Consider the following 14,144-nt stretch of genomic DNA (forward strand, 5'->3'; position numbering starts at 1 on the left):
CCAATTCCGACCTGTTCATCGGCTCAGGATTTGCGGCCGTTGCCGTTATTGCCGTTTCCGTTATTGCCGTTGCCGTTGTTTCCGTTTCCGTTGTTTCCGCTGCCTATGCCGTTGCTGTTGCCATTGTTGCCGTTGCCATTACCGTTGCCGCTGTTACCGTTACCGTTGCCGTTGCCGTGGTTGCCGCTATTGCCACGGCCGCCATTGCTGCCCACTTGCGTTCCGTTTCCGTTTCCGTTTCCGTTACCGGAGGCGCCGGTGCCGTTACCGCTGGCGCCGTTACCGCGACCGTTGTTGGACGAACCGGAATTGGCGCTTAAACTGTTTCCGTTTGAGACGGAATTCGAGTTGGTCGACGCGCTGCCCTGGACGTCCGAAGCGCTGCTCGCCGGAGGGGCGGCCAATGGGGCTGCCGCCGTGGCGATTCCAGGTGAGGTCGCGGCGACGTTCGACGAATTATTCACGCTGCCTGAATCACTGCTGTTGCCCTGCGTTATTGAGGGCTTGCCGTCACGCGACGTCCAGATCGTGGAATCGCGCGCCGCCACTGCACGGCCCGACGAGGGCACGGTCGTGCCGCGCGCGAGGCCGTTGGTCACCTTGCTGAAGTTCAGCCGCACGTCGCCGATCGGCGCCGCTATACGGATGCCGCCAGCTGACCGTGCCGGCGTGATAGATGGCATCGCCGCCGGCTTGGCAGCCACAGCCGTCCGCGCCGCGGTTACCGATGCCGCAGGACTGGCCGCGGTAGCGCGCGTGGCAACGACGGTCGCGGACTGCGTCACTTGGCCGACGGTTCGCACCTGCGTACCGGCGGCAGCATTGCGCGGCGCCGTCAGGCCGTTCTTCGGCACCATCAAACGCTCGACCGATGATGGCCGCGGCTTGCCTTGTTCGATCGGGCTGAACGCACCGGATCCGGCGAGCGCCAGACCGATCTTGCCCTGCGCAAAGGAAGTTGCGGACTGGCCGGGCATCACCTGGGCGATCTGACCGGATCTAAAGTCCGCTACTTGGACCTGCCCCCGCAGCACGTTGACGCTGGTACCGGTTGCGCCGACGGAGACGCGGAATTGAGTGCCCTTGACGACGGCCGCGAGATACGGCGTCTCGACTTCGAAATGCTGGACGTTGCGTTTCTCGACCTCGAGCAGGATCGATCCGGCCTGCTGCACGATGGTCGTCGACATGCCGTCCGCTGCACGTTGCGGAATTCCGATCGCGGAATTGGGCGCGATCAAAATGCTCTCTTCGCCGCGCACTAAGAGGACGCGACCGTTGCGGCCGGTGCGAATGGTGTCGCCCGGCCGCAGATCCGCCTGTTGCGACAACGAGACCGGCTGCGCTCCCGCGGTCACCGTCCATACCTCGCCGGAGGACTTGCTCACGGTCCAGGGCTTGTCGTCGGCCGCCTGCGCTGCTCCGGCAAAGATCAAGAAAACAGCAACGACGACACGGCCGAAAAGATGAAATGGCAACGTCAGACTCCTCGCAATGCAATGCGTCTGACGCTGATATCGGAAAAGCATCAAGAGAAGCTTAGCCGCTACGGCTCTGGGCGAGCCACGCGTTAAGGCTTCGTTGACCATAAAAATCTAGAAAAATCAGAAGGCTATTGGGAAGTCCCCGGCAGACGATGGAACTTTTTGGCATGCGAGTCCGGTACGTTGGCGTAGAAACCCGGAAATGGTCCCTGGCACAGGTTTCGATGCCTTGCCTTGCTTTGGCGGGAGTGTTGCAGTCAGGCGCCGCGATGGCGCAGGCCAAGAATCCAGGCTTCGATCCAGGACAACCTGCCAAACATTTCGATGCGGTCAGAAGAGATCAGCAGCGCAGCGAGCCGCGCGTGGGCTTGCCGGCGGTGCGCAGCGCAGCGCCGGCTACCGGAAACGATAAAAAAATGTTCGCGCTGCGCCGCGTCTCGCTTGACGGCGCGCAGGCAATCCCGGCCGCCGCATTGGCCACCACCTATCAGGACTACCTCGGCAAACCCGCATCGCAGACTGACCTCGCCGCCATCACTGAAGCCATCACGCAACGCTACCGCGCGGCGGGCTATCATCTGAGCCGCGCGATCGTGCCGCCGCAGGACGTCAAGGGCGGTGTCATCCAGATCAAGGTGATCGAAGGGCTTATTGCCGACGTGGTGGTCGACGGCGACGACGGCGGCAGGTTCGGCGTGGCCGCCATGATGGCGCCGGTGCTTGCGGCGCGCCCCTCGCGACAGGACGTGCTGGAGCGCCAGTTGCTGCTGATTAACGCCCGGCCAGGCATCCGCGTTGCCGATACAGCGCTGGAAGAGATTGGCGTCGGCTCGGGCCGCTTCCGTCTCAGGGTCTACGTCAAGACCTGGCAGGTCTACACCTCGTTTGGCATCGACAACCTCGGGTCCCGCGCGGTCGGTCCGTGGCAGACCTACGCCACTGGCGCGTTCAACTCCTATCTGCTGCCGGGCGACTCGCTGGTCGCCAACCTGTCGACCACGCCCGCCGACCCGCGCCAGCTCGCCTTCGGCAGGATCGGCTATGACGCGCCGATCGGCACCGACGGCGTCCGCATCGGCGGCTCGGCGCTGTACAGCGAGGTGCGTCCCGGCGACTGGCGCCGCGAGTATAGCGACGTCACCAAGACCCAGTCGTTCGAGGTCCATGCCAGCGTGGCGCCGCTGCAGTCGCAGAGCCAGACGCTGACGCTAACCGCCGGATTCCAATTCACCAACATTTCCGAGAGCGACACATTCGGCACGCTCTACAACGATCGCCTGCGCATCGCGAGCCTCAATGCCGACTACCTGCTCAAGGACGATTTCGGCGGGACTAACTATCTAACAGCAACCTTGCGGCGAGGCATCGACGTACTCGGCGCCTCGCGGTCCGGCGACGATTACCTTTCGCGATACGACGGATCTGGTTCTTTCACGACGGTCAATCTGTGGTTCGCGCGTTATCAGACCCTAACCGAGGACTGGTCGCTGAAGATTGCCGGCGCCGGACAATATGCCTCCACCGAACTGCTGACCTCGCAGCAATACTATCTCGGCGGCGCCATTTTCGGCCGCGGCTACGGCAGTGCGGAGATCAGCGGCGACAACGCGATGGCCGGCTCGCTCGAGCTTCGGTACGACGGCAAGCTCAACCTGCCCTACACCCGTGGCTACCAGCTCTACGGCTTCGTCGACACCGGCGCCGTCTGGAACGTCGGCTACGGCTATCGCGACGGTCTGTCGCTGACCTCAGCCGGCGGCGGCGTGCGGCTGTTGTTCGACGGCGACCTGCGCGCCGACATCGGCGTCGGCGTGCCGCTGAGCTATCGCTCGCCGAAGAACGACAGCCGCAGCCCGGTTCTATTGTTCTCGCTGTCGAACGCCTTCCGGCTATGCCCCGAGCGCGCCCGGATGAGTTGCACCTAGCGATGTCCAGCACGGCGTTTCCTGGCCCCAGCCGGCGCTGCCTGTGCTTGCTGGGTCCGTATTGCGGACGCTTCTCGCGTCAACTCCAACTGCTATTATGCGTCAGAAAGACAGCCTTCCGCCAAGGCAGCATGGAGGTATGGCTTTTCGTATTCAATCCGAACTTTTTCTGTCTGAAGCACCTTAACCAGTCCGATGCCCCTACCCTTCAGAATTTTGACCACCCCCCTCTCGGGCTGGAGTGGATGTAATCTCGAAGACAAGCGGCTTCCGCCCCCATAGGAGAAACCTGTAAAACGTTTTTACCGGTTTCTACAGCTGCCTCCGTCAGCATCGCCAGGTGAGGTCTCGCGCCCTGCCGCGTCACGCACGGATGGCTTTCTGTATTGAGCTTTTCTTTCTTTGCGCATGAACCACCCTAACCGGTCCAAACCCCTCCCGGCGCGAAGTTTGATATCCCCCTCAACTGTCAGCAACTTGCAATCGAAATACAGCCGTCGCCGAACGCCGTCGCTCGCCTATCAGTTGTTATGGAATTCTGACGCCACCCGCCATTCGAACCCATCGCGCACCCCTCAAATCACCGCAAAATGCCGCGGCCGCGACAACACTTCGCTACCGGGGCACCAGTTCGGATAGATGATACCAGGTTCACTGTGTGCTGTCGCTGTAAACGCAAGAGCTGGCGATGGCGTACGCGGTGTTAGCACACTCCATTCGTCGCACGCGACATCGTGCTCGCGCACCCGAAATGTCGTCCCTGACAAATTCGTCCGATAATGAGAGGATCGCCGACTTCACCTATGTCTGGACGGCGGCAGGCTGGATTTATGTGGCGGCCGTCATCGACCTGTTCTCTAGGCGCGTAGTCGGCTGGTCGATGCAAACCGCAATGACGGCGCATCTTGTGACCGACGCCCTCGTGACGGCAATCTGGCGACGAGGCCAACCTGATGCGCTGCGCCACCATTCCGACCGGGGCGGCCAATACACCAGCGAGCAGTTTCAGCGATTGATGGCCGACCACGACGTCGTCTGTTCAATGAGCCGGTCTGGAAATGTCTGGGACAACGCGGCGATGGAAAGCTTCTTCTCGTCGTTGAAGACGGAGCGAACCGCGCGCGAGATCTACCGAACAAGGAACGAAGCCAAGGTCGATGTGTTCGACTACATCGAATGCTTTTACAATCCGAAGCGTCGTCACTCGACCATCGGATATCTGAGCCCTATGGAGTTCGAGCAAAGGGCCGGATTAGTTTAAGCCGGTGCCAACAGAACCGGGTGCAGCTCACTTCCGCGGATCGGCGGTCAAAGCCGAACGTCGATTTTGCCTGTCGACTGAAAATTACAGTTATCGCCGAATTGCATGGCAACTGTATTTCGAAAAGAGATCGACGACACGATGGTCAGCTAGTCTAACGCTTGTATGAAAAGACTTCTTCTACCTCTTGGCCGAACACATAGTTGTCTATCGCGTAAATGGCGCCCCAGAGCGTGAAGCCGCCCAACAGCAATGTGCAGCCCAAGAGTATCCAGATTTCGCGTTTGGTCACGTCGAATCCGATGAAGAGGCCGCGCGGCCTTTCGACAACGCGGCCGTCGCCATTACATCTTCTTCATGCCCATGCCATCGGACATGCCATCCTTCTTCATCATCATCTTCTTCTTTTTCATCATCATCATCTTCTTTTTCGACATCTTGGCATTGGCATTCATGCCGGATTCCGAAGAAGTCATGCCTGAGCCCATTTGCTGAGCTGAAGCGGCGTTAACGCCGCCGAGGAAAGCAACGCAGCAAGTCGCGAGAAGAATCTTCTTCATATGATAGCCTCATGAGTTGTAGGCCAGCATTCTACTGGCATTCCAGGTACGAAACTTCCATCTGTACCGTTTCACTACGCCCAACAATCGACAAAGTTCCAATCGGATCCGGCCGGCGGGGTTCGAACGGTCTAGTTGTTTGTTGCAGCGCAACGTGCCCCGTTCAGAAGTCATTCGATCCCCGGCTGAGTGCCATCGGATTCAAATTGAAACACGTCTCCGAAAAAACGTACGCTAGTGAAGCGACGACGTTGGGATATGGAAATGCTGCACCGAGTTGTTTGGACGAACGAGGAGATGCGGTGGTTGCGGGTCTACATTGCGGCTTTCTGTATTGAGCTTTTGTTTCTTCCCGTGTGAACCACCTAACTGGTCCGATGCCTACGCGTCAGATTTTCGATAGCCCACAACTTTGCAATCAAGTTCCGTTTCGCGGCAGATGTGTTCTCCGAGGAGTGGCCAACAACAGCGGTGGTGAGCGGCAATCTGGAATCGAAATAGCAGCCTAGTCTTTTTTGACAGAGTTCTGGCCGGTTTGCTTCAACTGCGGAGCGGCATTGTCAGAACGAAACATGTCTTTTCCGGCGTCGATGCGACCGACAGCCTGCCGCCATGCGCTTTGGCTATCTGAGAGGCGATATGTAGCCCTAGTCCGAGCCCGTGTCCGGAGTCACGCACCTCGCCGCGGAAGAATGGCTCAAACAGCCTTGCCATGGCAGCCTCGGGAATGGCTTCCCCAGCATTGACGACGGAGAGTTCAAACGTTCCGTTGACCGTTTTGGCGTGGACCCTCACAGGTGCGTGCACCGCACCGTGTGTGAGTGCATTGCCGACTAGGTTGGATACCAATTGGCCCATACGGGACCGATCGCAATCGACCGGTTCGAAGATCGTGAACTCCGTCCGGATCTCGCGGGTGGGATGCGCGATCCGGAGCTCGTCGACGACCTGCACCAAAATCGGCTCGAGGGCGTGCTGGGCGTCGCGGGTCAACGTGATGCCGCTTCCGAGGCGGCCGCGGGCGAAGTCGAGGACGTCGTCGATCAGACCCGCCATTCGGACGACTGTCGTGTTCAACATCGCAAGAACCTGAAAATCCATGTCACTCTTCGGCGAATCCGATCGCTGCAGAATGCGGGCGCCGGCGCTGATGGTTGCCAGCGGGTTGCGCAGATCATGCCCCAGAACGGCGATGAACTGTTCGCGCAACTCCGACGTCTCCCGCTCGCTTCGCAAGCCCTCTTGTGCCGCTGAGCGCGTCTCGATGAGATTGCGTTCGTAGAGCCGACGGTCGGTCGCTTTCAGCACGACGACCCGGGTCAGTATCGTCTTTCCGTCGGGATCCCGCTGTTCGGCAGCGTTGACGATCACAGGCAGCTTACCGCCGTCCTGCATAACAAAATCGAGCGCGACCTCGCTGAAGGCGCCCTGCATCCGGAGCAGTGGCGCGATGTGGGTCTCGTAGTAAATCCGCCCGGCCATGCTGAGAATTTCGTTCAACCGTTTGCCGATCAGCTCGATGTCAGAAAAGCCGATCCAAGCTTTCATCGTGGCGTTGATCCGCGACACACGGCCGTTTGGGCCTAGGGTGACGTAGCCACATGGGGCGTTCTCGAACAGATCTCTGAATTCGCCTTCGGCCTCTCCGTTAGACATAAGCGCGTATCGCCGCCACGACTTCGGCAGGGGCGCTGAGATTGGGGCAATGTCCAGTAGCTTCGAGGTTGACGAGCTTGCTACCTGCGATCTCTCGGTGGACATACTCACCGACTTCTTCGGAGGCGATGATGTCGTCCTTGCATTGCAGGATCAGAGTCGGGACCGTGACCTTCGCGAGGTCCGCCCTGTTGTCGGAAGAGAAGGTCACCTTGGCGAACTGCTTGGCGATGTCCGGATCCGTCCGGCAGAAGCTGTTGGTCAATTCCTCGCCGAGCTCTGGCCGATCGGAATTCCCCATAATGGCGGGCGCCATGGCGGAAGACCAGCCCATCTGGTTCTGCTCGAGGAATTCCAGAAGCTCGGTGATCTGCACCTCCGAAAAGCCGCCTCGATACTCTCCATCGTCAATGTAGCGCGCGGACGGACCGACAAGGATAAGCGTCGAGAACAGGTCGGGCGCCTTAATCGAGGCGAGCACGCCGATCATGGCAGCGACGGAGTGACCGACGAAGACGGCGCCTTTCAGTTCCAGTTCCTGTCCCATCTCGACGACGTCGGCGGCGTAGCCGACCAGGCTGTCATATTTCGCGGGATCATAGGCTTTTAGATCGGAACCGCCGGCACCGACGTGGTCGAACAGGACGGTCGTGAAATCCTTCTCGAACGCTGGGGCGACGAAGCGCCACATGTTCTGGTCGCATCCAAAACCATGGGCGAAGACCATTGCTGTTTCTCCAGTCCCGCGGATCTGGACATTGTTCCGTTGTGCTACGCTCACGCTCGTTCCTGTGCTGCCCAGCGGACCCTACACTCTGACTAAGGAGCGCTCTACAGAAATCTCGGTTCCTTAATGTTGGTGTTAAAGTATTTTCATCCGCTGGGCTCGGTCAAACCTGACCAGCCGCTTGTGTTTCTAAAAGTGCGCGAAGGGCAGACGTGAGCATCAGGCAGGGCTGCTGTAGCAATTAAGCCACGCCACAAACGTGCTTAAGGCGAGGACATCACAGAGCCGCAGGTTGGACTGCGCCAGAAGCGAAAAGTGGTCAAAGTGATGCGAAAAGCCGGCCTAGTGCTTAGGATCGATTCCTACTCAGGCGGCTTTCTGTATTGATTCCAGTAAGTGGTCGCTTGCAGCTGCCACCCAGCAAGTGGACTTTTCAGATTAAAAAAACAACTTTTTTCGTGCAGACGACCTTAACCAGTCCGATGCCCCTAACCCCGTAAGTTTCCCCCCCCTTTTCATCCCGGAGCGGACCCCAAGAGTCCCTAGCATTCTTAATGCAACTCAAGTCACCGGGCCGCTTGCTAATTAATAATGACGGCGAGTTCCGTCAACTAGGCCGTCAACCCCGACATCTGCCAGGCTGACGCCACACCCGAGTCCACGATGCCTCGATATCCGACACTCTGCTGCATAGCAGCGACACGATGCGGACCGCGTCGAGATATCAAGATTCGCTTCTACGACCGTGGTACATCGCCAGCACGGCCGGCGCGGAAGCGATACAAATCGGCTGCAACCGCAACCTTCGCCAACCCAACCGATTTGAAGCAAGATCACGTTTCCGTCGGCACAGGCGATCCGGATGGGCCTCTCGGAAGTAGAAATCGGATCGTGAGTCCGGATGGGTTGTCGCGGCCGACGATAAGGATGTCGCCGGGCTGCCTTTCCACCTCCATCACGTCAGAAGCCGTGTGGTGGCTGGGGGCAGGGAAAAGCCCGAGGGCCACGTGCAGTTCGACCGCGTTCACGACGAGATGCCGTTGTCCACGTGTCGAGGCAGTCTTCATTTGCGCCAACAGTTCTTCCCTGAAATCGTCTGCCGAAACCATCTTGCTACCTTCCGATACGTGGTCTTGGCGGCGAACATAATGGTCCGTTTGCCTCGCTGGAATAGGTTATCCCGGGAGGAGAGCCAGCCGGCCTGCCGTCCGACGCATGCCCGATTGCCACCACGAACAAACCACGTATTCGTAGCCCTAGGGCCTTTCGGCTGTCGCGATGGGGAATTAACCATCGCTGGCCGAATTGAGGAGTCAAGCATGTCCAAGACCGAATCCCCGCAGCTTTCGCCCTCCGAATTCGGAGCCGACCTGATTTCGACGATGCGTACCGCGCTGAACGACGCGGCGGGAAGCATAGACGAGGCGAACCGGACTCCAGCCACGATCGCGAAGATGGCCGAGCGGATGCTTCGCACGGCGTCCGCGGGCGTGACCGACGCGGAGCGGCTGACCGCCGTCGCGGTGGAAGAGGGGGCGAATCCGGCCGACTAGTCGAATCGGCGGCTGAATCGTACGGGGCCAGCGAGAACTCGCCGGATCGATGACCCTTTGACAGTGGCCGTCCGGTTGTCCACTTAGTAACGAATCCTTGCTGCGTCGCTTTCATCGCCGAAGGGAATTCCATCATGCAGCTCGCAGCACGGTCATTCTAATCGTCAAAGACGAATTCTTGCTCCGCATGAATGCGGCAGAAATGCTCGGGGACGCAGGTTTCCAAGTCGTGGAACCAGCAGCGCCGTCGAGCCAGTCGATTGCAGTTGCCATGGGATCGTGCGTCATATGCGCTCTCGAGAACGCGCCGAAACCTTTAGAAGCATTCTATTGAATGGTTTGTGAACGAATGGCGCTAAAATCAAGGCAAGCCGGAGATTTGCAATCTATAATCTATTACGGAGAACAGGCGGCCATCAGCGACCTCTTTCAGGCCGCCAAGGACAGCAGGGGCAACCTGATCAGAATTTAACTACCGTTCGCAAACCGAGAATAAAGGCGTTGCCAATATGGCGCCCAGGCGTGTCGCTCTTCATTGGATCAACAGCCCCCCCACCCGGACGGGCAATAAACTGAGCGTTTGGTTGCAACAACCATCCTTGTCGAACTTCGTAGGCATATGCCACGGTCACCAGCGCCTCCGACGAGCGACGCGCGAAGGTCGGATCGAGAAAGATCTGGTAGTCTTGATCGAGGGCTTGAACGGCCCGCGAAACGTGGGCATAGGCAATCGCAGCACCAAATTTGTCGTTCGGTCGAGAATCGAACCACCCATTCGCCTGAAAGCCCGCATCGGCATAGACATCGATTAGGTTCCGATCCGGTGGGCTCACCACCGCGCGTGCGAACACGCCAATGCCGCGATCCTCAACGGTAGGCTTCGTGGCAATCGTCTGCTCGATCACAGCGAATACCCCACTATTGCCGCGCAGCGTCGCTGGCATCCCGGAAGACGTCGGGTCTGCAAGCGAACGCCCGTCAAAAGCATAGCGCTGGCTGTCAAATTCACCGAAGTGACGAAAGCCGCCGAGCTTAAAGGCGCCGGGCGCTTTCTTGCCGAATGCATCAGACCAATCAAACTCGACCTGCCCGATAACGAGAGGCGGGTCTCGCAAGCGGAAGTTCAGACCGTAACGGTTGCGCTCTTGGGGGTCTCCGTCGCCAGGACCGGCTGGGTCACCATCATAGACAGCGACCATTCCGGTGATGTTGTCGCTCAGCTTCGCCCGGAACCGGGCGCCGAGCGCGGCGAGCGGTGTCGCCGGGCCACCGCTTGGCAGATTGGCTGCGGTAGCTGCAGGCCAAGTGAAGGTTGCATTAGTAAATACGTCGCTGAATTTTGTCGTGATAAATTCGGCGTCCGCGGAAAGTTGCCCGGCGCGGATCGAAAGACGATCGTTGACGAACTTCTGCTCAAACCAGGCCTCAAACAGCCGGACAGTCGTCACTCCTTCGATCCCACTCGCCCCCATGAAGCTTTGCAGATGGCGGTTGGTGAATTGATCTCCATAAATTGCGAAGACGTTGCCATGAAAGGTTAGGCCTTTCGCGTCGGCAGCTTTTTCAAAATCGATATCGAGCGCGAGATTTCGCCGGTTTAAGAGCGTTGCTCCGGGCTGCACACCGCCGACACCGTTGGCGAGCGCTTCGCCGATGTACGTTGCGGCGAACTTTATGCCCCAGCGCTCCAGTGGGTTCGGGAGGATGCCAAGCGTGCGCTCCTTTACGGTGCTTTCTCCTGTATCCTCATCAACGGGTTTATCTTCATCATCAGCAAGCCGTGCGAAAGCGGTCGCCGTAAAGAGGCAAAGCGCACTCCCGAGTAACCAGATTTTCAGAAACTGGGCGATGCATCTCATGACGCATTATGGCTCGGGCCCATGCCTCATTGCCAGAGCCAATGCCAGTTCCTGTTGATCTCTCCACATCACCGGCGAAGAGGCGGCGGTATTGGCTCTTATGCCACCTCAGAGGTTCATCTTCCAGGATCGACCTTGCGCCAGCAACCGATCATGGTCGACGGCGTACCCGAAACGCGACGTGGCTTTCTGTACTAGGGTCCGGACCCAATAACTGGATTCCCATGATCGTTCGTTCGTGATTCACTGCCTCATCGAGGAGGCAATGAGATGGCGGATTTCTTTTGGTTTTCCGATACGCAGTGGGCTCGGATCGAGCCGCTGCTTCCAACCGACGTGCGCGGTAAGCCCCGGGTAGATGATCGTCGTGTGCTGAGTGGCATCGTCCATGCCCTTCGCTGCGGCGGCCGTTGGGTCGATTGCGCCGACGTCTATGGTCCGAAGAAAACGCTCTATAACCGGTTCGTCCGCTGGTCAGAACGCGGCATTTGGGAAGGCATATTCAGCGCGTTGGCGGGAGCGGCAGATGTGCCGGGCCGGCTGTTCATCGACAGCAGTTGTATCAAGGTCCACCGCTGTGCGGGCGGCGGAAAAGGGGGGCCTTGGCTCATGGTATCGGCCGCACGAAAGGCGGACGAAACACGAAGCTCCATGCCGTCTGCGACGAGAAGGGCCGCCCCTGCGTCCTGCTCCTGACGCCCGGAAACGTGCACGATTGCAAGGTCGCGCAGCTCTGCATCGGAGCGATGCCACCCTCTGCGGAACTCGTCGCTGACAAGGGGTACGATAGCCAGGCACTGCGGGAATGGCTGGCCGAGCGTGGCACCGAGCCCGTCATTCCGCCCCGCAAGAACCGCAAGATCCAATACGAATATGACCGCGCGATCTACAAGCAGCGCAACGTCGTCGAGCGCATGTTCTGCCGCTTCAAAGATTGGCGACGCATCGCAACCCGCTTCGATCGGAACATCAAAAACTTCATGGGAGCCATCAGTCTCGCCGCCGCAGTCATCTGGTGGCTGTAGTGAGTCCGGACCCTAAGTAGCCTGCCGTTTTTCAAGTCTGCGATTTCGTTTTGAGAGAGAACGAAGCCATCGGATTCGGAACAGACTATCGCGGAATGGACTTCCGGGCGGACGCGAAAACCTTCGCCATCAACACAAGGGTGGACGCCGATCGAAGAGCGGCGCAAGCGGCAGCCGATCCCAGCTTTCCCACTTTTGAGGATAGCAGATAGTCGTTGCGGTTCTTGTTGTGCAGAAAGTGACCGAAGCGCCGCTCCGAAAGACCAAACCCATACCAGAGTGCGACATCGAAATATCGCACGCCGATGTCCCACGCAGCTTCTAGGGTAGTTTCGGCCTCCCTGTCGGTATGCTTGTTGAATTCGATCCGAGCGAGACGCCGCCGAGCCTGAAGCCAAATTTTGGTTTGAAGATTTTCTTTACACGGTTAGCCATGATGTCGTTTCCTCAAACTTCCGAGCGGACGAAAACGCCGTACGAGCAACGCGCAACCCCCGTTACAATGGCGATGCCCCCATTGGGTGAATGAAATAGAATATAAGCAGACTTCCGCACCTTCAGCGAATTCCGCTGGCGTCACCCGACAGCTGGCCGGGCTGTTCGTGCAGGTCCCGGGGCGGGTCTGGTCGACCTTGGCTATGTTGCGGTGGGCGGCACCAAATTGCGGGCGAACGCCTCGAAACAGAAGCCGATCAGCTACCCCCGCATGGTACAAGCCGAGGCAGAGCTGGCTGCTGAAGTCGAGAAATGGCTTAGCCGAGTAAAACAAGAAGGCACCGTCGAGGATGCTCGCTCGTGCAGGCTTCAGGCCACGATTTGCGATGTGGCACGTGGCCGTTCTTTAATGCCTCACAGAGGCGAGCGTCGCCGTGACACCACCGCGTCACGGCGGTCGGTCAAGCCGCTGGTTTCAATACCACCTTAGTCCACCCCTCATCGCGGGCGTCAAAATGCTTATAAGCGTCGGGCGCCTCGTTCAGCCCAATGCGATGCGAGATGATGCTCGATGGTTTCGCCTTGCCGACGTGGATCAAGTCGCGCAAGCGCCGATTATACGCCTTTACGTTAGCCTGCCCAGTGGCGATGCGCTGCCCCTTAAACCAGAGGGCGCCAAAGTCGAAGGCCATCTTGCCTTGTTTCGCCAATGCGTCGGAAGCGCCTGGATCTTGAGGCAAGAACACGCCGACCACTCCGATACCGCCCGTCGCCTTCGTCGTCGCGACCAGGCTGTTCATCGTGAAGTTGTTCACTTCGCGTCCGTGACGGTCGCAGCACTGATAGCCGACGCACTCGCAGCCGCGGTCCGTGCCAAGCCCGTTTGTCTGGCCGAGGATCTCTTCCACCGGGTCACAGCGCCGCATATCGATCGGAATAGCCCCAAGCGACTTTGCGAGCGCCAACCGGTCATCGTGGGCATCGACCACGAACACTCGAGCAGCGCCTTTGATTGCTGCGGAGTGCGCCGCCATCAGGCCAACCGGCCCGGCGCCGTAGATCGCCACTGTCTCCCCAGGAAGCAACCCGGCGAGCTCCGTCGCGTGCCAGCCCGTTGGGAAAATGTCGGACAGCATGACGTAGTCATCCTGCTTTTCCGCCGCATCTTCCGGCAGGGCAAGGCAGTTGAAGTCGGCGTAGGGCACGCGCAGAAGTTCCGCCTGCCCCCCCTGGAATGGTCCCATTCCAGCGAAGCCGTAGGCCGCTCCCGCCGTGCCTGGGTTGCACGTGAGACAGAACCCGGTCAGGCCACGCTCACAATTTTCGCAGAAGCCGCAACCGATGTTGAAAGGCAGACAGACCCAATCGCCCTTCTTCACCCGATCCACCCCGGCACCGATTTCGATGACTTGGCCCAGGTTTTCGTGGCCGAAAGCCCGCCCCTTCTCAAAATTAGTGCGACCTTCATACATGTGCAGGTCAGAGCCGCAGATGTTGGTGGTAGTAATCCGGACGACCGCATCCGTCGGCCTTTCAATCTGAGCGTCGGGAATGCTGCTGACGCTTACGTCACGGGGACCGTTGTAGATTAAGGCCTTCATGAGAGTATCTCCTTTCGATATGAATAAGCGTGTAACGGATAGTGAGTTTCCCCAAACA

General features: G+C 59.0%; 13 protein-coding genes. 4 read left to right on the plus strand and 9 right to left on the minus strand.

All coding sequences use genetic code 11. The features are described 5' to 3' along the window. Positions 1-23: 23 nt before the first annotated feature. On the minus strand, positions 24-1,478 hold the full coding sequence (locus tag FNL56_RS26905; protein ID WP_246661612.1) for a FecR family protein: 1,455 nt from the start codon (positions 1,476-1,478) through the stop codon (positions 24-26). A 422-nt stretch (positions 1,479-1,900) separates the two neighbouring features. Here FNL56_RS26905 and FNL56_RS26910 point away from each other — a divergent pair, with 422 nt between their 5' ends. Continuing rightward, positions 1,901-3,409 (plus strand): ShlB/FhaC/HecB family hemolysin secretion/activation protein, encoded by a 1,509-nt coding sequence (locus tag FNL56_RS26910; protein ID WP_246660815.1) that lies wholly within the window; start codon positions 1,901-1,903, stop codon positions 3,407-3,409. Positions 3,410-4,097: 688 nt separating this feature from the next. Continuing rightward, a complete protein-coding gene (locus FNL56_RS26915) occupies positions 4,098-4,670 on the plus strand; it encodes an IS3 family transposase (protein WP_441351257.1) in 573 nt (190 codons plus the stop codon). 154 nt (positions 4,671-4,824) lie between these two features. Here FNL56_RS26915 and FNL56_RS27920 read toward each other — a convergent pair whose 3' ends face one another. The 4 genes from FNL56_RS27920 to FNL56_RS26930 all read right to left on the minus strand — a co-directional run bounded on the left by FNL56_RS27920 (position 4,825) and on the right by FNL56_RS26930 (position 7,667). Continuing rightward, positions 4,825-4,962 carry a hypothetical protein gene (locus tag FNL56_RS27920; RefSeq protein ID WP_168203043.1) on the minus strand — a complete coding sequence of 46 codons (138 nt, stop codon included), beginning with the start codon at positions 4,960-4,962 and terminating at the stop codon, positions 4,825-4,827. A gap of 52 nt (positions 4,963-5,014) precedes the next feature. Further along, positions 5,015-5,230 (minus strand): hypothetical protein, encoded by a 216-nt coding sequence (locus FNL56_RS26920; protein WP_143575865.1) that lies wholly within the window; start codon positions 5,228-5,230, stop codon positions 5,015-5,017. A gap of 540 nt (positions 5,231-5,770) precedes the next feature. After that, positions 5,771-6,886: a PAS domain-containing sensor histidine kinase gene (locus tag FNL56_RS26925; protein ID WP_143575866.1), complete on the minus strand. Its 1,116-nt coding sequence runs from the start codon at positions 6,884-6,886 to the stop codon at positions 5,771-5,773. Further along, positions 6,879-7,667, minus strand: coding sequence for an alpha/beta fold hydrolase (locus tag FNL56_RS26930; RefSeq protein ID WP_143575867.1), 789 nt, complete (start codon positions 7,665-7,667; stop codon positions 6,879-6,881). The genes FNL56_RS26925 and FNL56_RS26930 overlap by 8 nt, the downstream gene beginning before the upstream one ends. A 1,265-nt stretch (positions 7,668-8,932) precedes the next feature. Here FNL56_RS26930 and FNL56_RS26935 point away from each other — a divergent pair. Then, positions 8,933-9,166: a hypothetical protein gene (locus FNL56_RS26935; RefSeq protein WP_143575868.1), complete on the plus strand. Its 234-nt coding sequence runs from the start codon at positions 8,933-8,935 to the stop codon at positions 9,164-9,166. 461 nt (positions 9,167-9,627) lie between these two features. On the opposite strand, the gene FNL56_RS26940 is transcribed toward FNL56_RS26935, so the two are convergent. Both FNL56_RS26940 and FNL56_RS28535 read right to left on the minus strand, forming a co-directional pair. Next, a complete protein-coding gene (locus FNL56_RS26940; RefSeq protein ID WP_143582486.1) occupies positions 9,628-11,025 on the minus strand; it encodes a carbohydrate porin in 1,398 nt (465 codons plus the stop codon). 243 nt (positions 11,026-11,268) lie between these two features. Then, on the minus strand, positions 11,269-11,415 hold the full coding sequence (locus tag FNL56_RS28535; RefSeq protein WP_246661574.1) for a hypothetical protein: 147 nt from the start codon (positions 11,413-11,415) through the stop codon (positions 11,269-11,271). On the opposite strand from FNL56_RS28535, the gene FNL56_RS26945 reads away from it, so the two are divergent. Further along, a protein-coding gene (locus tag FNL56_RS26945) for an IS5 family transposase (protein WP_441351309.1) occupies positions 11,347-12,050 on the plus strand; the annotation gives its coding sequence in 2 pieces (ribosomal slippage) (positions 11,347-11,628 and positions 11,631-12,050; 702 coding nt in all). The genes FNL56_RS28535 and FNL56_RS26945 overlap by 69 nt on opposite strands. Positions 12,051-12,135: 85 nt before the next feature. Here FNL56_RS26945 and FNL56_RS28930 read toward each other — a convergent pair. Beyond that, on the minus strand, positions 12,136-12,351 hold the full coding sequence (locus FNL56_RS28930; protein WP_441351258.1) for a hypothetical protein: 216 nt from the start codon (positions 12,349-12,351) through the stop codon (positions 12,136-12,138). Between the two features lie 595 nt (positions 12,352-12,946). Next, positions 12,947-14,086 (minus strand): glutathione-independent formaldehyde dehydrogenase, encoded by a 1,140-nt coding sequence (locus FNL56_RS26955; RefSeq protein WP_143578462.1) that lies wholly within the window; start codon positions 14,084-14,086, stop codon positions 12,947-12,949. Positions 14,087-14,144 lie beyond the last annotated feature (58 nt).

This window comes from Tardiphaga sp. vice304 (assembly GCF_007018905.1).
Lineage (GTDB): Bacteria > Pseudomonadota > Alphaproteobacteria > Rhizobiales > Xanthobacteraceae > Tardiphaga.

What these genes read in the sequence shown, in the direction of transcription:
- FNL56_RS26915 (WP_441351257.1), top strand. Translation starts at nt 4,098, where the DNA reads ATGGCGTACGCGGTGTTAGCACACTCCATTCGTCGCACGCGACATCGT.
- FNL56_RS26940 (WP_143582486.1), bottom strand. Translation starts at nt 11,025, where the DNA reads ATGAGATGCATCGCCCAGTTTCTGAAAATCTGGTTACTCGGGAGTGCG.
- FNL56_RS26920 (WP_143575865.1), bottom strand. Translation starts at nt 5,230, where the DNA reads ATGAAGAAGATTCTTCTCGCGACTTGCTGCGTTGCTTTCCTCGGCGGC.
- FNL56_RS26910 (WP_246660815.1), top strand. Translation starts at nt 1,901, where the DNA reads ATGTTCGCGCTGCGCCGCGTCTCGCTTGACGGCGCGCAGGCAATCCCG.
- FNL56_RS26925 (WP_143575866.1), bottom strand. Translation starts at nt 6,886, where the DNA reads ATGTCTAACGGAGAGGCCGAAGGCGAATTCAGAGATCTGTTCGAGAAC.
- FNL56_RS26955 (WP_143578462.1), bottom strand. Translation starts at nt 14,086, where the DNA reads ATGAAGGCCTTAATCTACAACGGTCCCCGTGACGTAAGCGTCAGCAGC.
- FNL56_RS26935 (WP_143575868.1), top strand. Translation starts at nt 8,933, where the DNA reads ATGTCCAAGACCGAATCCCCGCAGCTTTCGCCCTCCGAATTCGGAGCC.
- FNL56_RS28535 (WP_246661574.1), bottom strand. Translation starts at nt 11,415, where the DNA reads ATGGACGATGCCACTCAGCACACGACGATCATCTACCCGGGGCTTACC.